Annotated in this window: 26 protein-coding genes; 13 read left to right on the top strand and 13 right to left on the bottom strand. The window is 69.8% G+C overall.

The window, feature by feature from the left end:
• Positions 1–10: 10 nt before the first annotated feature.
• The 3 genes from AC3B5T_RS15920 to sigE form a co-directional block, all read right to left on the bottom strand.
• A complete protein-coding gene (locus AC3B5T_RS15920; protein WP_055475032.1) occupies positions 11–1,531 on the bottom strand; it encodes a S1C family serine protease in 1,521 nt (506 codons plus the stop codon).
• Positions 1,528–2,058, bottom strand: coding sequence for a hypothetical protein (locus tag AC3B5T_RS15915; protein ID WP_055475033.1), 531 nt, complete (start codon positions 2,056–2,058; stop codon positions 1,528–1,530). The genes AC3B5T_RS15920 and AC3B5T_RS15915 overlap by 4 nt, the downstream gene beginning before the upstream one ends.
• A gap of 233 nt (positions 2,059–2,291) precedes the next feature.
• The gene (sigE, locus tag AC3B5T_RS15910; RefSeq protein WP_055475034.1) at positions 2,292–2,912 is read right to left on the bottom strand and encodes an RNA polymerase sigma factor SigE; all 621 of its coding nucleotides are present in this window, start codon (positions 2,910–2,912) and stop codon (positions 2,292–2,294) included.
• Between the two features lie 292 nt (positions 2,913–3,204).
• Here sigE and AC3B5T_RS15905 point away from each other — a divergent pair, with 292 nt between their 5' ends.
• Entirely contained in the window at positions 3,205–3,852 is a 648-nt protein-coding gene (locus AC3B5T_RS15905) for an O-methyltransferase (RefSeq protein ID WP_055475035.1), read from the top strand.
• A 20-nt stretch (positions 3,853–3,872) separates the two neighbouring features.
• Here AC3B5T_RS15905 and manB read toward each other — a convergent pair whose 3' ends face one another.
• The 3 genes from manB to rfbD are packed head-to-tail and all read right to left on the bottom strand — an operon-like array spanning position 3,873 to position 6,885.
• Positions 3,873–5,006: a mannose-1-phosphate guanylyltransferase gene (gene manB / locus AC3B5T_RS15900; protein WP_055475036.1), complete on the bottom strand. Its 1,134-nt coding sequence runs from the start codon at positions 5,004–5,006 to the stop codon at positions 3,873–3,875.
• Between the two features lie 44 nt (positions 5,007–5,050).
• Positions 5,051–5,929 (bottom strand): glycosyltransferase family 2 protein, encoded by an 879-nt coding sequence (locus AC3B5T_RS15895; protein WP_171011636.1) that lies wholly within the window; start codon positions 5,927–5,929, stop codon positions 5,051–5,053.
• Positions 5,930–5,934: 5 nt separating this feature from the next.
• A complete protein-coding gene (gene rfbD / locus AC3B5T_RS15890) occupies positions 5,935–6,885 on the bottom strand; it encodes a dTDP-4-dehydrorhamnose reductase (protein ID WP_055475038.1) in 951 nt (316 codons plus the stop codon).
• A gap of 230 nt (positions 6,886–7,115) precedes the next feature.
• Between rfbD and AC3B5T_RS15885 the strand changes: the two genes are divergently transcribed.
• Genes AC3B5T_RS15885 through AC3B5T_RS15870 form a run of 4 tightly spaced genes read left to right on the top strand, consistent with a single transcriptional unit; the run spans position 7,116 to position 11,197 of the window.
• Positions 7,116–9,245, top strand: coding sequence for an LCP family protein (locus AC3B5T_RS15885; protein WP_055475039.1), 2,130 nt, complete (start codon positions 7,116–7,118; stop codon positions 9,243–9,245).
• The gene (locus tag AC3B5T_RS15880; protein ID WP_055475040.1) at positions 9,233–9,949 is read left to right on the top strand and encodes a TIGR03089 family protein; all 717 of its coding nucleotides are present in this window, start codon (positions 9,233–9,235) and stop codon (positions 9,947–9,949) included. The genes AC3B5T_RS15885 and AC3B5T_RS15880 overlap by 13 nt, the downstream gene beginning before the upstream one ends.
• 38 nt (positions 9,950–9,987) lie before the next feature.
• The gene (locus AC3B5T_RS15875) at positions 9,988–10,362 is read left to right on the top strand and encodes a nitroreductase family deazaflavin-dependent oxidoreductase (protein WP_055475041.1); all 375 of its coding nucleotides are present in this window, start codon (positions 9,988–9,990) and stop codon (positions 10,360–10,362) included.
• A gap of 4 nt (positions 10,363–10,366) precedes the next feature.
• Positions 10,367–11,197, top strand: coding sequence for a dienelactone hydrolase family protein (locus tag AC3B5T_RS15870; protein ID WP_055475042.1), 831 nt, complete (start codon positions 10,367–10,369; stop codon positions 11,195–11,197).
• 12 nt (positions 11,198–11,209) lie between these two features.
• Here the strand turns inward: AC3B5T_RS15870 and purE are convergent, their stop codons facing one another.
• Both purE and AC3B5T_RS15860 read right to left on the bottom strand, forming a co-directional pair.
• Positions 11,210–11,722 carry a 5-(carboxyamino)imidazole ribonucleotide mutase gene (gene purE, locus AC3B5T_RS15865; RefSeq protein WP_055475043.1) on the bottom strand — a complete coding sequence of 171 codons (513 nt, stop codon included), beginning with the start codon at positions 11,720–11,722 and terminating at the stop codon, positions 11,210–11,212.
• On the bottom strand, positions 11,719–12,915 hold the full coding sequence (locus AC3B5T_RS15860; protein ID WP_171011628.1) for a 5-(carboxyamino)imidazole ribonucleotide synthase: 1,197 nt from the start codon (positions 12,913–12,915) through the stop codon (positions 11,719–11,721). The genes purE and AC3B5T_RS15860 overlap by 4 nt, the downstream gene beginning before the upstream one ends.
• 182 nt (positions 12,916–13,097) lie before the next feature.
• Here AC3B5T_RS15860 and AC3B5T_RS15855 point away from each other — a divergent pair, with 182 nt between their 5' ends.
• Entirely contained in the window at positions 13,098–13,658 is a 561-nt protein-coding gene (locus tag AC3B5T_RS15855) for a GtrA family protein (protein WP_197282748.1), read from the top strand.
• On the opposite strand, the gene AC3B5T_RS15850 is transcribed toward AC3B5T_RS15855, so the two are convergent.
• Genes AC3B5T_RS15850 through AC3B5T_RS15840 form a run of 3 tightly spaced genes read right to left on the bottom strand, consistent with a single transcriptional unit; the run spans position 13,630 to position 16,326 of the window.
• The gene (locus AC3B5T_RS15850; RefSeq protein ID WP_055475045.1) at positions 13,630–15,027 is read right to left on the bottom strand and encodes a sensor histidine kinase; all 1,398 of its coding nucleotides are present in this window, start codon (positions 15,025–15,027) and stop codon (positions 13,630–13,632) included. The genes AC3B5T_RS15855 and AC3B5T_RS15850 overlap by 29 nt on opposite strands.
• Before the next feature lie 7 nt (positions 15,028–15,034).
• Positions 15,035–15,709 carry a response regulator transcription factor gene (locus tag AC3B5T_RS15845; protein ID WP_004572230.1) on the bottom strand — a complete coding sequence of 225 codons (675 nt, stop codon included), beginning with the start codon at positions 15,707–15,709 and terminating at the stop codon, positions 15,035–15,037.
• The gene (locus tag AC3B5T_RS15840; protein WP_055475046.1) at positions 15,706–16,326 is read right to left on the bottom strand and encodes a PH domain-containing protein; all 621 of its coding nucleotides are present in this window, start codon (positions 16,324–16,326) and stop codon (positions 15,706–15,708) included. Before AC3B5T_RS15840 ends, AC3B5T_RS15845 begins: the two co-directional genes overlap by 4 nt.
• 144 nt (positions 16,327–16,470) lie before the next feature.
• Between AC3B5T_RS15840 and AC3B5T_RS15835 the strand changes: the two genes are divergently transcribed.
• Positions 16,471–17,091 (top strand): hypothetical protein, encoded by a 621-nt coding sequence (locus tag AC3B5T_RS15835; protein WP_055475047.1) that lies wholly within the window; start codon positions 16,471–16,473, stop codon positions 17,089–17,091.
• 35 nt (positions 17,092–17,126) lie between these two features.
• Here the strand turns inward: AC3B5T_RS15835 and AC3B5T_RS15830 are convergent, their stop codons facing one another.
• Entirely contained in the window at positions 17,127–17,918 is a 792-nt protein-coding gene (locus AC3B5T_RS15830; RefSeq protein ID WP_055475048.1) for a biotin--[acetyl-CoA-carboxylase] ligase, read from the bottom strand.
• Between the two features lie 158 nt (positions 17,919–18,076).
• Here AC3B5T_RS15830 and AC3B5T_RS15825 point away from each other — a divergent pair, with 158 nt between their 5' ends.
• The 3 genes from AC3B5T_RS15825 to AC3B5T_RS15815 are packed head-to-tail and all read left to right on the top strand — an operon-like array spanning position 18,077 to position 20,627.
• Positions 18,077–19,705 (top strand): acyl-CoA carboxylase subunit beta, encoded by a 1,629-nt coding sequence (locus AC3B5T_RS15825; RefSeq protein ID WP_055475049.1) that lies wholly within the window; start codon positions 18,077–18,079, stop codon positions 19,703–19,705.
• A 32-nt stretch (positions 19,706–19,737) separates the two neighbouring features.
• Positions 19,738–19,956: an acyl-CoA carboxylase subunit epsilon gene (locus AC3B5T_RS15820; protein WP_171011626.1), complete on the top strand. Its 219-nt coding sequence runs from the start codon at positions 19,738–19,740 to the stop codon at positions 19,954–19,956.
• Positions 19,957–19,958: 2 nt separating this feature from the next.
• Positions 19,959–20,627: a Maf family protein gene (locus AC3B5T_RS15815; RefSeq protein WP_055475051.1), complete on the top strand. Its 669-nt coding sequence runs from the start codon at positions 19,959–19,961 to the stop codon at positions 20,625–20,627.
• 25 nt (positions 20,628–20,652) lie between these two features.
• Here the strand turns inward: AC3B5T_RS15815 and AC3B5T_RS15810 are convergent, their stop codons facing one another.
• Positions 20,653–21,636 (bottom strand): neutral zinc metallopeptidase, encoded by a 984-nt coding sequence (locus AC3B5T_RS15810; RefSeq protein WP_231632652.1) that lies wholly within the window; start codon positions 21,634–21,636, stop codon positions 20,653–20,655.
• A gap of 152 nt (positions 21,637–21,788) precedes the next feature.
• Between AC3B5T_RS15810 and AC3B5T_RS15805 the strand changes: the two genes are divergently transcribed.
• Genes AC3B5T_RS15805 through AC3B5T_RS15795 form a run of 3 tightly spaced genes read left to right on the top strand, consistent with a single transcriptional unit; the run spans position 21,789 to position 24,671 of the window.
• Entirely contained in the window at positions 21,789–22,685 is an 897-nt protein-coding gene (locus tag AC3B5T_RS15805; protein WP_055475116.1) for a sulfurtransferase, read from the top strand.
• A gap of 13 nt (positions 22,686–22,698) precedes the next feature.
• Positions 22,699–23,136 carry a SufE family protein gene (locus AC3B5T_RS15800; RefSeq protein ID WP_055475052.1) on the top strand — a complete coding sequence of 146 codons (438 nt, stop codon included), beginning with the start codon at positions 22,699–22,701 and terminating at the stop codon, positions 23,134–23,136.
• Positions 23,133–24,671 carry a condensation domain-containing protein gene (locus tag AC3B5T_RS15795; RefSeq protein WP_055475053.1) on the top strand — a complete coding sequence of 513 codons (1,539 nt, stop codon included), beginning with the start codon at positions 23,133–23,135 and terminating at the stop codon, positions 24,669–24,671. Before AC3B5T_RS15800 ends, AC3B5T_RS15795 begins: the two co-directional genes overlap by 4 nt.
• The last annotated feature ends 201 nt before the right edge of the window (positions 24,672–24,872 follow it).

Genomic DNA, 24,872 nt, shown 5'->3' with positions numbered 1-24,872 from the left:
GGTGGTGTGGTTAGTCGCTCGCCGGAGTGATGGTACCGCTGAACGTGCGACCCGCCCGCCAGTACTGGAACGGGACCGACTCGCCGATGCTGGCGGTTCGGATCGCGACGTTCAGCTCGTCGGCGCTCTCGATCGGGCGATTGTTGAACGAGGTGATCACGTCGTTCTCCCGGATGCCCGCGCGTTCGGCGGGGCTGCCGGCGACGACGTTGCGGACCTGTGCGCCCAGCACGCGCTCGTTGCGCACCGAACTGGCGTTGACGCCGATCTGCGGGTGGTTCACGCGGCCGTCGCGGATCAGCGCCTCCGCGATGGGCTTGGCCTCGTCGATGGGAATCGCGAATCCGAGACCGATGTTGCCGCCCCCGGCGCCGAGGCGCCCGGCGGTGTTGATGCCGACCACCTGGGCTTCGCCGTTGACCAGCGGACCGCCCGAGTTGCCCGGGTTGATCGCGGCATCGGTCTGGATCGCGTCGATCACCGCGTCGGTGTCGGACTCTGCGTCGGGCGTCAGCGCCACGGCTCGGTCGGTCGCGCTGACGATGCCGCTGGTCACGGTTCGGTTGAGCCCCAATGGAGATCCGAAGGCGACCACCTCTTCGCCGATCTGCAGGTCGCCCGAGCTACCGAGCACCGAGACCGTCGGGTTCTCGACATTGTCGACCTTCAACACGGCGAGATCGGTCTTGGGATCGCGACCGACGATGCGCGCCGGGACCCGCTGACGGTCGAAGAACACGACCTCCAGTTTGGCGCTCTTGTCGTTCGCGGCCATCGAGATGACGTGGTTGTTGGTGAGGATGTAACCCTCTTTGTCGATGACGAATCCCGACCCGGTGGCGTAGGCGCCCGCCGCGCGGACGTCGATGGCGACGACCGACTTCTCCACCGCCCGGGCCACCTCCGCCACGGACGACCGCGGTCCGGCGTCGCCGCCGGTGTCCTCGGTGGACAACTCGACCGTGTCACTGGTGAGCGGCGCGGCCACCTCCGCGGTGTACCGGCCCATCAGCCCGCCGACGAGCCCGATCAGCAACGCGATCACCGCGAGCGTGGCAAGGGCGACCCAGCTCAGGCGATTGCCGAGCAGGATGTCGCGGACACCGAGCTTGGGGCCGGTCTCGGTCGGGATGTCCGACGATGCGGATGCCAGCGCGGGTGCGTCCAGCCGCGCCGGGCTCTCCGGGTCGCGCCACGGGTCCTCCGGCGCCTGCGGCTGCTCGGTGTGGCCGTAGGTCGCGAGCGGATCCCGCTGCAGGGTGTCGCTCGATCCGGCCGGCCGGCCGAAGGCCTCGGCGAGCACCGGGTCCGGAGGTGCGATCTGCGGCTCGGGCGGCCGCTTGTCGCCATCCGAGGTGGCGAACGAGCCGCGCACACCCGACGGGCGGCCGAACACCTGCGCGGTCGACGGCGACACGGGCCAGTGTCGGGTCCGCGACGGCGTCAGACGTTGTGACTCGGGCGGTTCGGCGCGCCGCGCGAACTGTGCGTCACCGGTATCGGGAGAATCGGCGTCGGGGGCCACGGTCACCGGCCCCGGCGACGGAAGGCGCGGCCGCGGGCCGCGGGGATGCCGTCGGTCGGCGCATCGGGCGACACCGTCGGCCCGAACCCTGCCGGGCGGGGTGGCTCGGAGCTCAGATCGATCTCACGCGTGGGGATCTGGGAGAGCTGACCGAGGAGGGAGTCCGGGATCGACACGCGGCCGGACTCGCGGAGTCGGGTGCGGGCCAACGACTGCGCCTCGACCGCGGTGACGCACTCGGGGCACAGCGCCAGATGATGAGCGGCCCGCGCATGCGCCGACATCCCGAGCTCGCCGTCGACGAAGGCGGCAACCGCCTCGGGGGCCAGGTGCTCGGTGGGTGCGAAGCCGCGTCCGCCGGCCGTACCCGGCGCGCGGTAGCCGCGGTTGGGCAGGAACGACGAGGGAGCCGGACTCCAGGTGTTCGTATTCCACCTGGCTGGGGTCCAGGAGGACCGCCGGCGACGAAGGTTGGGAGTCGGCGGTTCGACACCGCCGCTTCCGGTCGGACGCCCGCGATCGCCGTCCATCATCGTCGTTCACCCCTCTCCACGACGAAACCGCCGCACGATGAATCCTGTGTTGCCACTGGGCTCTGCTGCTGTCTGCCACGGTACCGACCGGCGGCATCCGATGCCGTCCCCCGAACGCGTGGCGTCCGCGGGCTACGGACTCCGATCGCATCGTGTCCCGTGACACAGGCAACGTCTCAGCGTATCCGAGACTCGCAACGATGCTCGGCGGAGCAGGGTTCCCGGCAGCGACCTCAGGCGTGCGAGCCGAGCGCGACCGAACGGCTGCTGGTGTGGCCCTGGGCCGCGAGTGCGTCGCGGATGCTCTGCCGACCGCGATGGATGCGGCTGCGGACGGTACCCAGCTTGACACCGAGGGTGGCGGAGATCTCCTCGTAGGACAGGCCCTCGATGTCACACAGCACCACGGCCGCGCGGAAGTCGGGAGCCAGCGAGTCCAGGGCGCGCTGCAGGTCGGGGTCGAGGTTCGTCGCGTCGAAGACCTGCTGCGGATCCGGGGTGTCGGCCGGCACCCGGTCGTACTCCTCGGGCAGGGCTTCCATCCGGATCTTGCTGCGGCGACGGACCATGTCGAGGAACAGGTTGGTGGTGATGCGGTGCAACCAGCCCTCGAAGGTGCCGGGACGGTAGTTCGACAACGAGCGGAAGACCCGGATGAAGGTCTCCTGCGTGAGGTCCTCGGCGTCGTGCTGATTCCCCGACAGACGGTAGGCCAGACGGTAGACGCGGTCGGCGTGTTCGCGGACCAGGTCGTCCCAGGACGGCATGAGCAGTTCGTCGCCGGTGGCGTCGAAACCTGCGGTGCCCGCCGGAACGGCGGGCACGGCGTCGGCGGGATCGCGGGGATCGGTCATGGTCGGTGGTCGGTTCCTCTCTCGTGAAACACGCACCCGGTGACCCAAGCACTCACCGAAGACGAACGGATGATTCCGGCTGGGTATTCCCGAGCTGCCAGGAAGTTCTCACCGACCTCCCGGGACCTGTCCCAACCGGAACAGCTCTCACCCTCTCCTATCGGAGTGTGGCCGCCGTATGAGGCGCCTGAGTGTTGCCTGAGGATGCATCGTCGGTCTCGCCGCGAGCGGATTCGCCCAGGTCTGGCGCGCCGGGTCGGGTTCCGCCGCGGGGCCGGACTAACCTCGACGCGTGACCGAGTCAACGCCGTCCACACGCCCCGACCTGATCGCCTACGCCGAGTCGGCCATCGTCGAGGACGACGCCGTCATCGCCGCCCGCGCTCGCGCCGAGGAGCTTGGCGCGACACCGGTCAGCCCGGCGGTCGGCGCGCTACTGGCTCTGCTGGCCCGCGCGGCCGATGCGCGCGCCGTCGTGGAGATCGGGACCGGCACCGGGGTGAGCGGCCTCTGGCTGCTCAACGGCATGTCGGCCGACGGCGTGCTGACCACGATCGATCCCGAGCCCGAACATCACCGGGCCGCACGGGCGTCGTTCGCCGGCGCCGACATCGCCCCGGGCCGCACCCGGCTGATCAACGGCACGCCGGTCGAGGTGCTGCCGCGGTTGTCCGACGCGTCCTATGACCTGGTCTTCGTGGACGGACCACTGCTGGACCTGCCCCGGTTCGTGCGTGAGGCCGTCCGGATGTTGCGACCGGGAGGTGTCGTGGTCGTCCACAACGCGACCGCGCACGGAACGGTCGGCGACCCGGCCCGCACCGAACCGCCGACGGCGGCGGCCCGCGAGGCGGCCCTGCTGATCGCCGACGACGAGCAGCTGCTTCCCGTGGTCATCCCGCTCGGGCCCGGCGTGCTCGCCGCCGCGAAGATCCGCTAGTCGGCCGCGCTCCTGCTGGACTAGACGTCCGTCGAGAATCGAATCCCGTTGTCGGGGATCTCGATTCCCGGCCACACCCGGGCGCCGCGCAGCAACTCGCAACGGGCGCCGATGTCAGCACCGTCGCCGATGACCGTGTCCCGGACCAGCGCACGCGGCCCGATGCGGGCACCGAAGCCGATGATCGACCGTTCCACGACCGCGCCGGCCTCGATCACGGCGCCGTCGAAGACGACCGCGCCGTCGAGACGGGCGCGCGGGCCGACCTCGGCGCCACGGCCGACCACCGTGCCGCCGATCAGAAGGGCACCCGGGCCCACTCCCGCGCCTTCGTGCACGAGGGACTCGCCGCGACGGTCCCCCAGGGCGGGCGACGGCGCGATCCCGCGGACGAGGTCGGCCGAGCCGCGGACGAAGTCCTCGGGCGTACCCATGTCCCGCCAGTACGCGTGATCGACGTGTGCGTGGACGTGACTGCCCTCGGCGAGCAGCCGGGGGAACACCTCGCGCTCGACCGACACCGGCAGGCCGGCCGGGATGGATTCGATGACCTCGCGCTTGAACACATAGGTGCCGGCATTGATCTGGTCGGTCGGCGGGTCCTGGGTCTTCTCCAGGAACGCGGTGACCCGGCCGTCGGCGTCGGTCGGGACGCAGCCGAACGCGCGTGGGTCGCTGACCCGCACGAGGTGGATGGTGACGTCGGCGTCGGCGGCGCGGTGACTGTCGATGACGTCGCCGACATCGGTGCCACCGAGGACGTCGCCGTTGAACACCACGATCGTGCTCGCGGTCAGTTCGTCGAGGACGTTGCGGATACCGCCGCCGGTGCCCAGCGGCTCGTCTTCGGTGACATAGCGCATGCGCAGGCCCAGCTTCGAACCGTCGCCGTAGTACTCGCTGAAGACCTCGGCCTTGAACGAGGTGCTGAGCACGATGTCGCGGATACCGGCCGCCCGGATACGGGACAGCAGATGGGTCAGGAACGGCAGCCCGGCGGTGGGCAGCATCGGTTTCGGCGCCGACAGGGTGAGTGGGCGCAGGCGGGTTCCCTTCCCGCCGACGAGGACGACGGCCTCGACGTCCTCCCTGATGTTGTCCGATCCCCCCACGGACGGTCTTTCCACCGACTCACGCACGGTGTAGTTGTCCACTGGATCGGGTCCTTCCTCGAGGTGACTGGTGTTCACTTCAGCATTCATCGGGAGTTCTCGCTCGCCGACGCGCGTCGCGCCGCGCGCACGGCGAGCCGGGATCGGACCTCCAGGCCGATGCGCAACGCCAGGCGCAGCGGCGCCCGCCACGGTCCCGGATTGCGGTCGGCCTGGAACCGGTAGGCACTGCGGTGGTGGGCGGGCAGCATCTTCTCCGGATGCCGGCCGGCGCTGTGCCCCTTGGTGTGCACGACCTCCGCGCTCGGCACATAGACGTTCTGCCACCCGGCCTTGCCGAGGCGGTCGCCGAGATCGACGTCCTCCATGTACATGAAGTAGCGGGCGTCGAAGCCGCCGATGGCGTCGAAGGCCTCGCGCCGCACGAGCAGGCAGGAGCCCGACAGCCACCCCACCGGACGTTCCGACGGTGTCTCGTCGTCCGCGCGGTAGGCCGCAGTCCACGGATTGGACTTCCACACCGTGCCGAGGATCGCGTGTCCGGTGCCCGACACGAGGTCGGGAACGCGCCGCGCCGAGGGGTAGATCGAGCCGTCCGGTTCGCGGATGAGCGGGCCGAGCGAACCCGCTCGCGGCCAGCGCTGGGCGGCGGCCATCAGCTCGTCGATGGCACCGGGCTTCCATTCGACATCCGGATTGGAGATGAGCACGAACTCGACATCCGGGTCGAGTTCGGCGACACCGCGGTTCATGGCACCGCCGTAGCCGATGTTGCCGCCGGTGCGGACCAGCCTGACCGTGTCGTACTCCTGCTCGGCCCGTTCGGGCGCGCCGTCGTCGGACCCGTTGTCGGCGATGATGACCTGCGGCATGACGTCGGTGACGGCGTCGAGGCTGCGCAGGAAGGTCACGAGGTGATCGCCGGAGAAATAGGTCACCGTCACCACGGCTGGCTGAACTGGCACGCCGCTCAGGGTAACGAACCGGGGTCGGCGTCCGACGCGGCGATCGCCGCGTGCAGCGCGGGTCGCCACGGCCGGAGCGGGGTGAGACCGGCGGCCTCCCAGGAGTGGCCGGAGAGCACCGAGAACGCCGGCCGCGGGGCCGGGCGCGGGAACTCGGCGGTCGTCGTGGGCAGGACCCGGTCGGGCTGCGCCCCGACCTCTTCGAAGACCCCGCGGGCGACGTCGAACCAGGTGGCGGTGCCCGAGTTCGTCGCATGCAGAACCGCGCCACAGACCTCGTCGCGGGGGCCCGCGACGACGAGTTCCCAGAGCCCGTCGGCGAGGTCGTACGAGTAGGTCGGGGACCCGAGTTGGTCGTCGACGACCGACACCGTCTCCCGTGACTGTTCGAGCCGCCGCATCGTGCCGACGAAGTCGCGGCTGTCGGGTCCGCCGGTGTAGACCCATGCCGTCCGCACGACGGTGGCCCGCGGGTCCGCCGACAGCGCGGCGCGTTCGCCGTCGAGCTTGGTGCGGCCGTACACGGTCGCGGGCGTTCCGCTCACGTCGTCGGGTTCGTATCCGTTCCGCTCGACCGGCCGGGAACCCTCCGCGGCGCCCCCGGGGAACACGTAGTCGGTCGACACGTGCACGAACCACGCGCCGGCGTCGGCGGTCCGGCGCGCGAGCACCTCGGGCCCGGTGGTGTTGACCCGCCGCGAGCCTTCCGAGTCGGCCTCGGCTCCGTCGACGTCGGTGTAGGCCGCGCAGTTCACCACGATGTCGTCGGGGCCGAGGTCGCCCAGTGCGGCGGCCACCGAGGTCGGGTCGGCGATGTCGACGTCGGCTGAGGTGAGCGGCCGCACGACGACGTCGGGAACCTCGCTCGACCGTGCTTGCAGGGCAGTCCCCAGCTGCCCGCCGGCGCCGACGATGTACACGGTGGGGTTGCTCGGCGTCACACGCATGAGCACCATCGTGCCGGAGTCCGGCGGTACCCACGCGACGACGCGCTCGCCGGAACACGTGACGACGGCTACTCACACGACCGGCGTTGCGTTCTCGAATTCGCGAATCACTTCAGTAGCCTGGCGACAGCACACAACAGCCGACCCGCCTTGCACATCAGCATCGACATCCTCAGGCGTAACGCTCGCCGCGTCGACCCCGGACCCGATGTGCCGACCTCGAAAGGGACCGCTCACCAGTGGATTCACCATCCGACGGCCCGCGTCGGCGCGCGCAGCCGCGCCGTCCGGCACGGCCGGGTCCCGACGGGCGTCAGCCGATGCCCGGCGATCGGCGCGCCCCGGAGCCCGGTGCGCGCAGGCGCCCGGCCCGGCCCCCGTACGACGGTGGACCAGATGGACGCGAATCCCCGCGGCGCGCGGCACCGCTCCCCGGTGAACCGGGCAATCCTCCACCCCGAGCGCGACGCCAGCCCCCGCCGGACCCGCGACGTCGAGCTGCCGATCCACGCGACCCCCGCGACCCCCGGCGTCGGCCGGCCGCCGACACCCGCAACTCCGAACGTCGCGCCCCCGGCGGTCGACGAGCCACGCCAGAAGCCGTGGAACCCACCCCTACCCGGCAGCGCCGCCCCGGCGAGCCGCGGCCCGTCCGACGCACCTCCGGCGAGATCCACACCCGCCCGGCCCCGGCCGCTAAGCGGACGTCCGAGCAGAAGCCGGGCGACCCCAAGACGAGCCCGCGGAAGCCGACCGCACGTCAGTCCACCGACCCGAAGCCGACCGGACCCAAGCAGACCGGACCCAAGCAGATTGGACCGAAATCGGCCGGACCGAAGCAGACCGGACCGAAGTCCGGCGACCGACGCACGGCGGCGACGTCGTCGACACCGGAACCACCGTCGAAGCCGCCGGCGGACAGCCGACGCAAAGGTGCCCGGACCCCGGGGGCCGGCTGGGGTCGTGCGCTCATCGCGGTCGCCTCGGTGGCGGTGCTGTTGTGCACCGGATACGCCTGGAACACGATGTCGGATCTGCAGACCCGCATCACCCAGCTCGGCGGACTCGATCTCGGCGGTGGCGCCGAAGACGGGGCCGTCGACATCCTCCTCGTGGGCACCGATTCGCGGACCGACGCCAAGGGCAATCCGCTGTCGCCGGAGGAACTCCGACTCCTGCGGTCGGGCGACGAGGTGGCGACCAACACCGACACCATCCTGCTGATCCGCATCCCCGACGACGGCTCGTCGGCGACCGCGATCTCGATCCCCCGCGACTCGTATGTCGACGTACCCGGTGTCGGGATGAGCAAGATCAACGCCGCCTACGGCACGACGCGCGAAACCGTTCGCGCGCAAGCGGTCACCGATGGCAAATCCGAGAGCGAGGCCGAGTCCGAGGGCACCCTGGCTGGCCGGAAGGCGTTGGTGGACACCGTCGCCAACCTGACCGGCGTGCAGGTCGACCACTACGCGGAGGTGGGCCTGCTGGGGTTCGTGCTGCTGACGAACGCGGCCGGGGGCATCGACGTCTGCCTGAACGACGCGGTCCGGGATCCCTTCACGGGCGCGCGGTTCCGCGCCGGCCGTCAGACTCTCGACGGGCCCAAGGCGCTCAGCTTCGTGCGCCAGCGCCACGGCCTCCCCCGCGGCGATCTCGACCGCATCACCCGTCAGCAGGCGTTCATGGCGTCGCTGACGCAGAAGATCATCTCGGCGAACACCCTGACCGATCCGGGTAAGCTGTCGGAGCTGCAGGACGCGGTGTCGCGATCGGTGGTCATCGACGACGACTGGGACATCATCCGGTTCGCCGAACAGCTCAAGGATCTCAGCGGCGGCCGGGTGAAGTTCGCGACCATCCCGATCGTGACCGAGCAGGGCTGGAGCGAGGACGGTCAGCAGAGCGTCGTCCAGGTGGACCCGCGCGAGGTCCAGGCCTTCACCGGTGACCTGCTGGCACCGAAGCAGACGCAGGGCATCCAGCGCGGCGACTACACGGTCGACGTGGTCAACGCCGGCACCATCGACGGGCTCGCCTCGAACGTCGCGAACATCTTGACCAACAAGGGTTTCCGGGTCGGAGCCACCTCCAGCGGCAAGGCCGACACGAAGGACTCGATCGTGTACGCCAAGGAGGAGAGCGACGCCGCTCGGCTCCTCGCCAAGGATCTCGGCGGCGCCCAGGTCGTCGCCGATCCCGCCCTCGGCGACGATCAGTTGAAGGTGGTGCTCACCAACACCTACGCCGGTCCGGGCTCGATCAGCGACACCGGCGACCAGACCGACAACACGCCGGCGAGCGAGCGCGTCGGCAACAAGCGCCCGCCGATCACCGCGGGCAACGAGGGGCCCATGTGCGTGAACTGACTCCGAACACTCTCACCGACGCGATCTTCGCCGCGGTCGCCGATCATTCGCGTCCGCTGCTGACCTACTACGACGACGCGACCGGTGAGCGCACCGAGCTCTCGGCGGCGACCCTCGGCAACTGGGCGGCCAAGACCGCGAACTACCTACGCGACGAGATCGGGGTCGCCGAAGGCGATGTCGTCGCGGTCGATCTCCCGGAGCACTGGCAGACGGCCGGCATCCTGCTGGGCGCGCTCTGGGCGGGCGCCGAGGTGCACTTCGACTCCACCGAAGACCCGATGATCGTGTTCACCAGCCGTGATCGCCTGGACAGCCATCCCGACGTCGACGAGGTCGTGGTCGCCTCGCTCGATCCGTTCGCGCTGCCGCTGCGCGACCTGCCGCCCGGCGTCGGCGACTACGGCAGCGTCGTCCGCGTCCACGGCGATCAGTTCTCGTCTCGGTACCCTGCATCGGCCACCCTGGAGGGCGCCCCCATCGGCGAGGTGCTCGACGACGCCCGGGCGACGGCTGAGCGCGAGGGAATCGGACCGGGCGCCCGCGTGGTGTCCACCCGGCCGTGGTACTCCGGCGACCGGGTGATCGCTCACCTCCTGGCACCTCTGCTGGCGGGCGGCAGCCTCGTCCACGTCTCCGCGGCCTCACCGGAACGGCTCGCGGCGATCGCCGAGATGGAAAAGGCCACCCTGATCCTGTCGTGAACCCCGCGGGCACGCCGCCGATCGGGCACAGTGGGGACATGCGAATCCCCCGCGTGGTGGCCCGGCTGAACAAGCGAGTGACCAACCCCATCCAGCGACAATGGGCGCCCAGACTGGCTCCGTACGCGATGGTCGAGCACGTCGGACGCAAGTCCGGCAGGCACTACTCCATCCCGGTGATGGCGTGGGTCGACGGCGATCGTCTCACCATCATCCTCACGTACGGGCGGCACACCGATTGGGTCCGAAACGTGCAGGCCGCCGGGACCTTCGGCCTGATCCGCAAGAACCGGCACTACCGGGTGACCGGTCCGCGGGTGGTGCCGTCGGACTCGCCGGACATCGCCCAGGGTGCCCGCATCCCGGCGCGACTCTTCGACTCCGCGCTCCTCGGCACACTGCACGCGGCGTGATCTGATGGCCGACGACCCGCTCGACGACTTCGTCGCCGAGGACGTGACCCTGTACGGGACCACCCGCCGGGTGCATCGCCTCGGCAGTGGTCCCGCCGTCATCGTCATCGCCGAGATGCCGGGGATCAGCCCCAAGGTCGCCGACGTCGCGCGCCGGGTGGCCGGGGCGGGCGCCACCGCGGTGCTGCCGTCGCTGTTCGGCGTCGACGGCCGTGATCCTCGCCCGGACAACCTCGGCGCGGTCGGCTCGGCGACGAACATGCTCGGCACCATCGCCCGGGCCTGCATCACCCGCGAGTTCACGATCCTGGCCACCGGCAAGACGTCACCGGTCGCGTCGTGGCTGCGGGCGTTGGCCGCCCGCGAACACGACCGGTGCGGCGGCCCCGGGGTCGGTGCCGTCGGGATGTGTTTCACCGGCGGGTTCGCACTCGCGATGGCCACCGACGAGCGGATGCTCGCCCCGGTGCTGTCCCAGCCCTCACTGCCGTTCGCGGTGTTGCCGGGACGCGCGCGGGCCATCGACGTGAGCGAGTCGGATCTCGCTCTGGTGCAGGCGCGGTGCGCACGCGGCCTCGAGGTGATGGGTCTGCGTTTCCAGGGCGACCGTCTGGTGCCGGGAGCCCGATTCGCGTATCTCCGGGAGATCCTCGGCGACGCCTTCATCGGCATCGAGCTACCCGACGAGTCCGCGAACCCGGATTCGATGCTGCCGCGGCCACATTCGGTGCTCACCGAGGACCTCCGCGACGAGCCAGGGCAACCGACCCGCGAGGCCTACGATCGGGTCATCGACTTCTTCACCGCGAAGCTCGGCCTGCAGCCGACGATCTGATCGGCGGAAGTGCTACTCCCCCAGCAGTTCCTGCTGGAGTGCCGCGTCCTTGTCGAGAACCATCTGTTCGAGCCCCTGCTGGAATTCGACCATCCGGGCGCGCAGGTCGGCGTCGGCGGCGGCGAGGATGCGGACCGCGAGCAGCCCGGCGTTGCGGGCGCCGCCGACCGACACCGTGGCCACCGGGACCCCGGCGGGCATCTGCACGATCGACAGCAGCGAATCCAGTCCGTCGAGATGCCGCAACGGGACCGGTACCCCGATCACCGGCAGCGGGGTCGCCGACGCGACCATGCCCGGAAGATGCGCGGCGCCACCGGCTCCCGCGATGATCACCTCGATGCCGTGGCCCGCCGCCCCTGCCGCGTAGTCGAGCATGCGCTGCGGTGTGCGGTGAGCCGAGACGACGCCCACCTGGAACGGCACGTCGAACTCGGCGAGGGCCTCGGCGGCCGCCTTCATCGTCGGCCAGTCCGAATCACTGCCCATGATCAGGCCCACCCGCGGGCCGTGCGTCTCACTCATGAATGTTCATCCCATCCGTCGGTCCACGTCGCCCGCGACATCCACTGGGCCGCGCGTTCGGCACGCTCCCGTACCGACTCCGGCGAATCCCCTTCGCGCCCGACGATGTTCACATGCCCGATCTTGCGATCGGGCCGCTCGCCCTTGCCGTAGAGATGCACCTTGGCCTCGGGCATCCGGGCCATGAGGTGGTGCAGCCGCTCGTCCATCGACATCGCCGGTGCGTCCGCCGCGCCGAGGATGTTGGCCATCACCGTCACCGGCGCACTCGGTGCCGTGCTGCCCAACGGATAGTCGAGGACGGCGCGCAGGTGCTGCTCGAACTGCGAGGTCACCGCGCCGTCCATCGTCCAGTGCCCGCTGTTGTGCGGACGCATCGCCAGCTCGTTGACGACCAGCTCGCCGTCGACGGTCTCGAAGAGTTCCATCGCCATCACACCGACCACACCGAGCTCGTCGGCCAGCCGCAACGCCATCTGCTGTGCCTGCGCGGCGACCTCGTCGTCGAGCCCGGGAGCCGGTGCCAGGACGACCGCGCACTGCCCGTGGCGCTGGATGGTCTCGACCACCGGCCACGCCCCACCCTGACCGAACGGCGACCGCGCGATCATCGCCGACAACTCTCGTCGCATCGGCACCTTCTGTTCGGCGAGCAGCGCCGGTGCGTCGTCGGGGTACTCGTCGAAGACCGCGAGAGCGTCGTCCGCGCCGTCGACGAGCCACACCCCGCGGCCGTCGTAACCGCCGCGGACCGCCTTGACGACGATGGCCCAGTCGTTGGCCTCGCCGAACTCGATCAGACGAGACCGGGCCGCGGCCCGGTCCCCGGACAGGTCGGCGAAGTCGGGCACGGGCAGTCCGAGCTCGGCCAGCCGGACCCGCATGGCGAGCTTGTCCTGCGCGAAATGCAGCGCCTTCGACGGCGGCAGCACCGCGACGCCGTCGGCTTCGAGTGCCTGCAGGTGCGCCAGCGGGACGCCCTCGTGGTCGAAGGTCACCGCGACCGACCCGGACGCGGCGCGCCGCAGATCGTCGAGGTCGTCGTGCGACCCCAGGACGATGTCGGCGCTCACCTGGGCGGCCGGATCGGATTCCGAGGCCGCCAGTACCCGCAGGCACTGGCCCAGGGCGATGGCGGCCTGGTGGGTCATCCGAGCGAGTTGGCCGCCGCCGATCATCGTCACGGTCGGCATCCCCGACGCCCGGCCGCCCGGGCGCCCCGATTCAGGGACCGGCGGCACCTGCGACGACGGGGACACGGCCCCGCCGACCTGCTCGCGTGAATTCACGCGCACCATCGTGGCATGTATGCGGCATCATTCGCACAACCGCCCGGCACGTGTCCCGGCGGTTTCGTTTCGTACACTCGGATCTTGTGCCATTGATCGACGAGATGATCGCCCGCCTCCCAGCGCCGGTCCGTCGGCTCGTGATGCGGCACCACGAACTGATCAAGTTCGCGATGGTCGGCGGGACCACCTTCGTCTTCGACCTCGCCATCTTCTACAGCCTGAGCCTCACGGTCCTGGAGACCAAGCCGGTCATCGCCAAGGTCATTGCCGGCGTCCTGGCCACCATCCTGAGCTACATCCTCAATCGCGAGTGGGCGTTCAAGAACCGCGGCGGCCGCGAACGTCACCACGAGGCGATGCTGTTCTTCGCCATCAGCGGTATCGGCGTCATCCTCCAGGCCGCTCCACTGTTCGTCGCCAACAACATCTTCGACATGCGCTCCAACCTGAGCGTGTCCGAGATCGTGGTCATCGACTTCGTGCTCGGCTACATCATCGGCAACCTCATGCAGATGGCGTTCCGGTTCTGGGCACTGCGCAAGTTCGCCTTCCCCGAAGAACAGTTGCGCGGCGGGGACGCCGGATCGACCGACCTGCACCCCTCGCTCGCCGAGCTCAACGATGAGGAACTCGGTCACGCCTGACGCCCGATCGCGGGGACCGGCCGGAGTTCTCGTCGATCTCGTCGGCGAGTTCGGAGTCGCCCCGGTCGGTGCCGAGCTGATCGCGTCCGGTGACCAGCCGCGCGGGCACGACGATCGCGAACACCGGCGGTCGCCGGACGGTCAGTTCGAGTCGGCCACCGTCGGATTCGATCAATGCCCGCGCGAGTGACAGGCCGACCCCGCTCCGGCCCGCGCCGGGCCGTCGCCCGGCCGAGAAACCCCGACGGAAGATGTGTGCGGCGATCTCGTCGGCGACCCCGTCACCCTCGTCGGCGACGGTGATGCGCACCAGATCGCCCGCGGGCAGGGTGCCGACGTGGATCCGGCAGGTCCCGCGGCCGTGCTGCAGGGCGTTGTCGACCAGCACACTGACCGCCTCCCGGAGACGACCCGGGTTCGCGGTCAGCGCGTGCGGGACGCCGTCGAAGGTCGCCAGCAGTTCGCGGCCCCTCGCCTCGAAGGCGTGCCGGAAATCCCCGACCAGCGTCGTCAGCATGTCCGACACGTCGACGAACTCGGGCGCGGGTTCGTCGGCCCGGGACGCCTCGACCAGCTCGTCGAGTTCGGCGGAGAGCCGCTCGATCTGATCGAGGGCGGCCTCGGCCTCGGTGACGACCGCGGGGTCATCGTGCAGGGAGAGTTCCTCCAGGCGCAGCTGGATCGCGGTGAGGCGGCTGCGCAACTGGTGGGAGGCGTCACCGGCGACCTCTCGCTCGCGCTCGAGGCGTAGGGCGAGTTCGGCGTTCGCGTCGGCCAGTGCACGCGACACCCGATCGAGTTCGGCGATGCCGTACATCTTCCACTGGGTCCGGAAGTCGCCCCGGCCCATGGTCGCGGCCCGATCGGCGAGATCGGTCAGCGGATCGACGATCCGACCCGCGGTGACCGCGGCGACGAGCGTGCCGCCGATGACGGACGCGACGACGATGACGGCCACGATCGAGGCGGCGGTGAACTGGTCGTTGCGCACCTCGTCGCGCGGGATGGACAGGGTCAGCGTCCCGGCTGCGCCGAGCGCGATGGACTCCGAGAGCCGGGGCTCGCTGATGTCCGCCCCGACCACCGTGCGCTGCAGGGTGCCGGTGAGGTCGGGGAAGGTGACGATCAGGCTGCCGTTCGGCGGCAGCAGCAGCTGGAACGCCTCACGGTCGAGGGACTCCGGCGGGATCCGGCCGTCGGCCCCCTCCTGCCGGATCAGCTGGTCTGCGATGACCTTCAGCCGATTGTCGAGGTCCTGATGCGCGTTGTCGGCGACCCACCACCACGCGACGACACTCAGCGGGATGCCCAGCAGCCCACCGACCGCCAGCAGGACGGCGATCATGGTCGTGAGCAGGCGACGGCGCATGAGACGACTAGGGGTCGAACCGGAATCCGACGCCGCGCACGGTCACGATGTGGCGGGGACGGTCGTGGCGGTCGTCGCCGATCTTCCGGCGCAGCCACGAGATGTGCATGTCCAGGGTCTTCGACGACCGCAGGTCGGCCGAACCCCACACCTCGGTGAGGATCTCCTCGCGCGTCACCACCTCGCCCGCGCGTTCCATGAGGAAGCGCAGCAGGTCGAACTCGCGGTTGGCCAGGGTGAGGTCGTGTCCGTTCACCAGGACGCGGCGTGCCCGCGCGTCCAGGCGTAGGGCACCGCCCTCGAGGACGACGTCGCCGGGCTGGCGACGCCGCAGGAGGGCACGCACCCGCGCCAGCAGCTCGGCCAGGCGGAACGGCTTGCCGACGTAGTCGTCGGCGCCGGCGTCGAGGCCGACCACGAAATCCACCTCGTCGGTGCGTGCGGTCAGCATCAGCACCGCGAGCGCGGGTCGCTGGGCCCGTACCCGCCGGCACACCTCCAGACCGTCGAGCACCGGTAGCCCGAGGTCGAGGATGAGCAGTTCATAGCGGGTGTCGAGGGCTTTCTCCAGGGCATCCGCCCCGGTCGAGACCACCTCGCAGCCGTAACCCTCACGCGACAGCGCCCGCGCGAGCGGTTCGGCGATCGCGGCGTCGTCCTCGGCGAGCAGCACGGTCGTCATCGGTCGCGGACCCCCCGGTTCTCCGCCCGGTCACCGGGGTGCACGGGACCGTCGGCGGGCTGGTCGTGGGAATCGCGCCGGTGTCCGTCCCACGGATGATCTTCGTCGTCGTGGACGTCGAGCACCTCGTGGTACAGCAGCGCGTGCACCCTCTCCACCTGCGGGATGTCGTCGAAGGACAGCGGTTCGTCGGAGGCCGACTCGATGACCAGCGTGCCGGTGCGCAGCATCCGGTCGACGAGGCCGTGCCGGAACTCGACGGTGTTGATCCGGCGGATCGGGATGTCGATGCCCGACCGGGTGATGATTCCGTTGCGGAACATCACCCGCCGGTCGGTGAGCACGAAATGCGTTGTCTTCCAGGACATCAGCGGGCGGACGAAGTACCAGCAGAAGCCGATGGCCCAGACCGCCGCGACCGCGATGAGCAGCACGGTCTGCGGTGTCGACCGCAACCCCGACGACGTGATGACGCCGAGGAGTACGCCGGCGGCGGCGGTGAGGAGCCCGAACAACAGGAACGGCCCGAGCAGGCATTTCCAGTGCGGGTGCCGATGGAGTACGACGCGTTCCCCCGACGCCAGGTTCTCCCGCGGATAGGCCATGCGGCTCAGCATAAACGGCCGGGTGCCGCAGTAGACTGCCAATCACGCCGACCGCCGCCGTCCTCGTGCCGTGAGCATGCCAGGGCCCTGACACCAGATCCGACCGACACCAGATCCGACCATCGGCTTTCACGACCGGTCGGGGAGGAGAACGCCATGAGCTACCAGGATCCCCGCGACCCGCGGACCGCGCGCTACGAGTCCGGTTACACACCCGAGTCGCGTGCCTACAGCAGCCAGAACGACCCCTATGCGCGCGATCCGTACGCCGCCGATCCCTATGCGGGAGATCCGTACGGGGGCCAGGGCGCCTACGGCCGGCCGGGCCAGCCCGCCAAGCCCCGTCGTGGCCCGGACATCAATCCCGTCACGTTCGCCGGCGGTGTGGTCATGACCGGCGTGGTGACCGGTCTCGCGGCATGGCTCGTCGCCTGGATCATCTCCGCATTCGTGGAGAAGGTGAACGAGTCGGGCAAGTTCGGCGTGTGGAACCCGGTCGCCGCCAGCGAGCTCTGGTTCGGCGTCGTCGGCTTCCTGTGCGCGCTTGCCGCGGGTGCGCTCTGGTACGTGCTGCACCTGGTCACGCCGTCACCCGATCAGTTCTACCGGTGGATCGTCGGCCTGCTGCTGGTGGCGGCCGTGCTGATCCCGATCCTGACCTACAACCAGATCTCGGTGGGCATCGAGACCGCGATCGTGCATCTGGTGATCGGTCTGCCTTCGCTGACGATCATCCCGGCGATGGCCGGCAAGAGCGTCCAGCGCCCCGCCGGCTGAGCCGGCGAGGAGCGGAGCGACGAGCCGAGTCGAAGTCACTCCGGCCGCAGGTGGGTGACATCGCCCGCGGCGGCCACCACCTGCTCACCGTCGGCGTCGACGACGATCCGGCCGGAGGGGTCGACACCGGTCGCGGTGCCGACGACCTCACGATTGCCGGGCAGGACCAGCCGTACGCGGCGGCCGATGGTGTCGCTGTCGTCGCGGTACCGCGCCGCGAGCCCGTCCAGGTCGTGCGGCCACAGGTCGAGCAGCTCGGAGAGCGCCCGCAGGTACGACGCGGCGAGCTCGGTCAGGGGGACGTCGCGGCCGGTGGCGAGCCGGAGCGAGGTGGCGGTCGGGACCGGCAGCTGCTCCTCCGCCATCGTGGTGTTGAGCCCGGTGCCGATCACCGCCACGCCTCCCGGGCCACCTGCGGCATGCTCGCTGCGGGTGTATTCCGAGAGGATGCCCGCGACCTTCTTGCCGTCGATCAGCACGTCGTTCGGCCATTTGAGCGTCGGACGGATCCCCATCGCGTCGTCGACACCCTGCACGGCGGCGAGTCCGGCCAGCAGCGACAGCCAGCCCAGGTCCTCGGTGTGGTCGGCGACGTCGAGCGCGGCCGACATGGCCAGCTGCGTGCCGGCCGGCGCGGTCCAGGTGCGGGCGTGGCGGCCACGTCCGGCGGTCTGGTCGGTGGTGATCCGCACGGCGCCCCCGACGGATTCGCCGGCGGCGCGCGAGACGAGGTCGGCATTGGTCGAACCGGTCGCCTCGACCACCTCGATGCGGTGCCAGCGGGTGCCGGTGAGACGGGTGCGGAGCAGATCGGCGTCGAGACTCATACCTGACGAAACTACTGGCCGCCGCCTCCGCACGAACGGATACCACCGGTTTCACGGTCGACCCGCCGGCCCACCGACCGATCGCTCGTAAACCTGAGGGATATCTCACGTTGATCCGGTTGACGTGGCTCACACTCGGGTAGTTAGCATCGTCAGTCATGACCACTGCTTCGCGCGACGACGCCGCCGCTCCCGACATCCACACGACGGCGGGAAAGCTCGCCGATCTGCGCAATCGTCTCGAGGAGACCAAGCATCCGGTGGGTGAGGCCGCCGTCGAGAAGACCCACGCCAAGGGCAAGCTCACCGCGCGGGAACGGATCACCCACCTGCTCGACGAGGGGTCCTTCGTCGAACTCGACGCCCTCGCCCGGCACCGCAGCACCAACTTCGGACTCGCCGAGCGCCGCCCGCTCGGTGACGGCGTCGTCTCGGGTTACGGCACCATCGACGGTCGCGAGGTCTGCGTCTTCTCGCAGGATTCGACGGTCTTCGGCGGCAGCCTCGGCGAGGTCTACGGCGAGAAGATCGTCAAGGTCATGGACCTCGCGATCAAGACCGGTCGCCCCCTGATCGGCATCAACGACGGCGCCGGCGCCCGCATCCAGGAGGGCGTGGTCTCGCTCGGCCTCTACGGCGAGATCTTCCACCGCAACGTGCGTGCTTCCGGTGTCATCCCGCAGATCTCGCTGATCATGGGCGCCGCGGCCGGCGGTCACGTGTACTCCCCCGCGCTCACCGACTTCGTGGTCATGGTCGACCAGACCAGCCAGATGTTCATCACCGGTCCGGACGTCATCAAGACGGTCACCGGTGAAGAGGTGACGATGGAGGAGCTCGGCGGCGCCCACACGCACATGTCGAAGTCGGGCACCGCGCACTACGTCGCCTCCGACGAAGAGGACGCCCTGGAGTACGTCAAGGAACTCCTGAGCTACCTGCCGAGCAACAACCGCGCCGATGCCCCGCGTCTGCCCGTCGCGCAGCCGGCCGCCGGTTCCATCGAGGACACCCTCACCGAAGAAGACCTCGAGCTCGACACCCTGATCCCGGATTCGCCGAACCAACCCTATGACATGCACGAGGTCATCCGTCGCATACTCGACGACGACGAGTTCCTCGAGGTGCAGGCCGAGTACGCGACGAACATCATCATCGGCTACGGCCGGGTGGACGGCCGCAGCGTCGGCATCGTCGCCAACCAGCCGACGCAGTTCGCCGGCTGCCTCGACATCGACGCCTCGGAGAAGGCCGCCCGGTTCGTGCGCACCTGCGACGCCTTCAACATCCCCATCGTCACCCTGGTCGACGTCCCGGGCTTCCTTCCCGGCACCGATCAGGAGTACCGCGGCATCATCCGTCGCGGTGCGAAGCTGCTCTACGCCTACGGCGAGGCGACGGTCGGCAAGATCACCGTCATCACCCGGAAGGCCTACGGCGGCGCGTACGACGTCATGGGCTCCAAGCACATGGGTGCCGACGTGAACCTGGCGTGGCCCACCGCCCAGATCGCCGTCATGGGCGCCTCGGGTGCGGTCGGGTTCGTGTACCGCAGCCAGCTCAAGGACGCGGCCGCCAAGGGTGAGGACGTCGACGCACTGCGTCTGCAGCTGCAGGAGGAGTACGAGGACACCCTCGTCAACCCGTATGTCGCGGCCGCCCGCGGATACGTGGACGCGGTGATCCCGCCGAGCCACACCCGCGGTCAGATCGCCACTGCGCTCAAGCTGCTCGAGCGCAAGATGGTCAACCTGCCGCCCAAGAAGCACGGCAACATCCCCCTGTGACACCAGCGGTCAGTTCCGAGAGCGAGAATTCCGTGAGCGAAGACTCCACGAAGTCCGAGCGTCCGTTCCTGACGGTCGTCGGCGGCAATCCGACCGACGAGGACCTCGCCGTGCTGGTGACCGTCCTCGCCGGTGCCGGTTCGGGCGGCGGTTCGGCCGAGCCCGAGACCCGGAACGACTGGGGCCACCCGATCGACCGGCTGCGTCCGCAGTGGGGCGGCCCGGGAAGCTTCACCAACCTGCGTTACTGACGATGACATCCGAATCCGAGATCGGGCCGGGTACTCCCGGCCCGATCTTCGTACTCGGTTCGGCCTCCCCTGCCCGGCTCCGCATCCTTCGGGCGGCAGGCGTCGAGCCGGTCGTGCGGGTGTCGGATGTCGACGAGGATGCGCTCCTCGCCGCGCTCCCCGATTCCACACCGGCCGGTGTGGTGGTCGCCGAACTCGCCCGCGCGAAGGCGGAAGCCGTTGCGGCACTTCCGGAGATCGCCGAACTCGCCGGGTCCGGCAGCGCCGTGGCCGTCATCGGCTGCGACTCGATGCTCCATCTAGGCGGCCGGCTGCTCGGCAAACCGCACACCCCCGAACGCGCCGTCGCGCAGTGGTCGGAGATGCGCGGTCGTAGCGCGGACCTGCTGACCGGCCATCACCTGATCCGCCTCGACCGGCCCGCGACCGCCGGCGGGACGAGCTCCACCACGATCCATTTCGCCGCCGCCGACGACCACGTCATCGAGCGGTATGTCGCCAGCGGTGAACCTCTACAGGTGGCCGGCGCATTCACCCTCGACGGTCTGGGTGGCTGGCTGGTCGAGCGCATCGAGGGCGACCCGTCGTCGGTCATCGGTATCGGCCTGCCGCTGGTCCGCACCCTCCTGGCCGACGTCGGGCTCTCGGTCACCGACTTCTGGCGCCACTGACGACGACCCGCTCCCTGAGGTGGCCCTACTCCACCTCGAAGAATTCCGGCCAGTACCGCTCGATGCAGTCGACCGGCTGACCCTGGCGGTTGAACTGCGGGCCGGTCAGTCCGACCGTCAACGCCACCGCACGTTCGCGCGCCGAGCCGTGTCCGGACGCGCCGCCGGTGTCGCCGATGATCGGCAGCAGCGTCGCGACCTGCAGGATCTCCCGCGCGCCGAGCGCATCACGCTGGTAGGCGGTTGCACCCCAGTTCGCGGCCAGGCAGTCGGCGATGAGCTCGCTGTTCTTGCCGGCCGGGAGACGGCTGTCGGGGATGTCGAACGCCTCGGCCATCCGGAACACGACGTTGTGGCCGTATTCGTGAGCGACCACGATCGCCGCGGTGAAGTCGCCGACGATCGGCGATGGCACCCCGAAGACGTTGCCGTCCCAGATGGCCGCGAAGGTGTCGACCGGGAGCACGATGCTGCCCTCGGTCGGGGTGCCCTCTCCGTTCGGTTCGGTGTCCACTCCACAGAAGAACGCGTTGGCCTCGTCGGACGGGATCGGTACGGGGTTCGAATCCTCGTCGCCGGCAATGCACTCCGTGGCGAAGGAGGTGCCGGACTCGATCAGCACCCGTCCCGGTGCCGGGTCGCCCCAGCCCAGTTCGTCGAACCACCCACCCCATGTCTGGTCGAGGTCGTCGAGGAGCGTGGTCAGGTAGTCGGGCACCGCGGTGTCCACGTTGGCCGGGGTGACCCCGCTGGTCATGAGTTCCGCGGTCGGCGTCGGCAACTTCGGGCAGTCGTCGGGCCGGCACTGCGCCGCGTCGGCGTCGCCGGTCGGGTCCGTTGAGCGCGACGGCGTCGGACTCGGTGCGCTGCTTGTCGACGCGGACGACGGACGGGACTCCCCGGAATTCTCGGACGGGATGAGTGCGCATCCGCTTCCGACGGTCAGTGTCACCACGGCGGCCAGAGCGACCGCCCACCGCATCGCGAGGGGCCCGCGTCGATCGATCATTCGGCGAACGTAGCAGGCGGGACCCGCTTCACCTGGGGTTTGTCGTCTGATCGAAGCACGCTCCGGCCGATGCCCTACGCTTTATCAGCGGGACCGCAGATGGTCCGCGCGTGATCCACGCGGAACGTCCGAACAGCGAGCTGGAGAGCACCGTGAGCGTTGACACCGACCCGAATCCGGCCTTCGCCGACTACGCCCACCCCGAGCGGCTGGTGACGACCCAGTGGCTGTCGGCGCATCTCGGCGCCAAAGGACTCAAGATCATCGAGTCCGACGAGGATGTGCTGCTCTACGACATCGGCCACATCCCGACCGCTCAGAAGATCGACTGGCACCTTCATCTCAACGACCCGGTCACGCGCGACTACATCAACGGCGAGCAGTTCGCGGAACTGATGCGCAGCAAGGGAATCGAACGCGACGACACTGTCGTGATCTACGGCGACAAGAGCAACTGGTGGGCCGCCTACGCGCTGTGGGTCTTCACCTTGTTCGGCCACGAGGACGTCCGCCTGCTCGACGGTGGCCGCGACGCCTGGATGGCCGAGGACCGTGACACCTCCTTCGACGTCCCCGATTACCCGCGGTCGGACTACCCGGTGGTCGAGCGCGACGACGCCAAGATCCGCGCGTTCGCGCCGCAGGTCCTGGAGGCCCTGGGCACCGAGCCCCTCGTCGACGTCCGTTCCCCGCAGGAGTACACCGGCGAGCGCACGCACATGCCGGACTACCCGGAGGAGGGCGCGCTGCGCGGCGGGCACATCCCGACCGCCATCTCGATCCCGTGGGCGAAGTCCGCTGCCCCCGACGGCCGTTTCCGCAGCCGCGCCGAACTCGACGAGATCTACGCCGGGCTCGACCCGAAGACGCCCACGATCGCCTACTGCCGCATCGGTGAGCGGTCGAGCCACACCTGGTTCGTGCTGACACATCTGCTGGGGCACACCGCGGTCCGCAACTACGACGGATCGTGGACCGAGTGGGGCAACGCGGTGCGCGTGCCGATCGCCGTCGGCGAGGAGCCGGGCGCCGTTCCCGGCACCGAGTGAACCCGACCGCACGATGAGTCTGCCTCCAGCCCTGGCCGAGATCGTCGACGACTTCGGCGCACTCGACGACTCCGACAAGGTCACGCTCCTGCTCGAGTTCGCCGGCGAATTGCCGGACATACCGGCGCATCTCGAGCAGGATGCGATGGAACCGGTACCCGAGTGCCAGTCGCCGGTCTTCCTGTCCGTCGACGCCGCCGACCCGTCGTCGGTGCGGCTGTATTTCAGCGCTCCGCGCGAGGCGCCGACGACCCGCGGTTTCGCCGCCATCCTTCATCAGGGACTCGACACCGCGTCGGCGCGCGAAATCCTCGACGTGCCATCGGATTTCTATTACGACCTGGGACTCGGCAGCGCCGTGAGTCCGCTGCGCCTGCGGGGTATGGCGGGCATGCTGGGCCGCATCAAGGCGCAGGTTCGCGCCCAGGTGCCCGACACGCCCGGGGCATGAAGTTCATCCAGATCCGCGACGAACCCATCGCGCCCGGCGGTCTCGTCGAGTGGACGCCGTATGTGCCGGGCGGACTGGGTAATTGGGACTACGACTCGCGCCTGACCTCGCACAATCACGAGCAGCATCTGCGGGCGGCGTTCGAGTACCGGGTCCGCACGCGTCGCGAGGGCGGACGTGAGGCCTGGCTCGGGTTGAGCATCGAGTTCGACGAGCCGCTGTCGATCCCGGCCATCCGGTCGGTGCTGACCCAGTGGATCGACCGGCACGAGGTGCTGCGTAGTCACGTCGTGATCAAGGGCTCCGGCCTGCAGCGGCTGACCACCGCGCCGGGGACCGTGAAACTCAAGATGGGCCGGGTCGGCTGGTACGCCGAGTCGGGTCCGCTCGTGGAGCAACTGGCGGGCTCGTTCGATCGCGCCACCGCGCCGCTGCACTGGCCGGCCTACCGGTTCGCGACGGTCGGACGCGAACGCTCGTTCACGCTCCTCTTCGCCGCCGATCACTCGCTGGTCGACGGGTACTCGCTGATCATGGCCCAGCAGGAGCTGGTGTCGATGTACCGGGCGGCGCGGGAGCATCGCGGCGCGAATCTGCCCGAGGTCGGCAGTTATGTCGACTTCAGCGCCGCGGAACGCCGGCTCGCCGACCAGACCGGGCGCGATCATCCGGCCGTCGGCCTGTGGTCGGAGTTCCTGGCCGCCGGCAACGGTGACATGCCCGGCCTGCACACGGCTGACCCGGCCAACGATCACCGCACCCCCGACGATGTCGACACGGACGCGGCACTCCCCCAGGAGTCGCTGTGGGGTGTGGTCGCCGACGACGCGACGGCCAACCGGTTCACCGCGATCTGCTCGGAGGCCGGCGGCACGCTGACCGCCGGAGTGCTGGCGGCCTTCGCCGTGGTGCACCACGAACTGACCGGCGATCGGCAGTTCCGTTGTGTGCTGCCGCGGCACACGCGCGACGACGCCCGCTGGCTGACCTCCCTCGGCTGGTTCGTCGGGGTCGCTCCCTTCTGTCTCGACATGTCCGACTCCCCGACGTTCGACCAGGCCGTCGTCCGATCCACCGCCGCGCTCAAGCACGGGCGTCAGGGCGCTTCGCTGCCGTTCCTGCGGGTGGCCGACCTGATCGGGCACGAGGGTGGCCCGCGGTTCGTCATCTCGTTCATCGACACGCGCTATGCACCGGGCGCCGGGGCCGCCGACGCGGGGCGTGCGAAGGTCCTCCGCAGTCACAGCTATTCGCCCGACGAGGTGTACATCTGGATCAACCGCACCCCGTCGGGACTGCGGTACTCCGCCCGGTTCCCGCGCGAGTCGCCGCTGCGTGAGCTCGGCGTCACCGCCTCGGCGAACACTCCGGGTGCACAACATGAGGGAAACGTCACATTTCCCGCCGCCGAGGCCCGTTCCGAAGACGGTTGGGCGATCGACCCGACAGGTGGTCCCGTCCACGCCTACCTGCGTGCTTTCGCCGAACTGGTCCGACGCCTCGGTGATGCGAGCACATTCTCTCCGGCGTTGTGACCCAGGGCTCCACCGAACGATTGCTCGGTGGGCTAGGGTATTGCCCGGAAGGTCGCGACACCTGCACCGCGAAGGTGTCGCATCGCCCTCGCCGTCCGCATCCCGGCCGGTGACGGCGGGCCGCCAGACTTGACCGACGTCCGCCCAACGTGTCGCGTGCGCTACCGCGTCGTGCACCTGAGTACGAGTAAGGCCCAGGAG

Source organism: Gordonia sp. G4, assembly GCF_057770005.1.
This window is presented reverse-complemented; position numbering and strand designations above follow the sequence as displayed.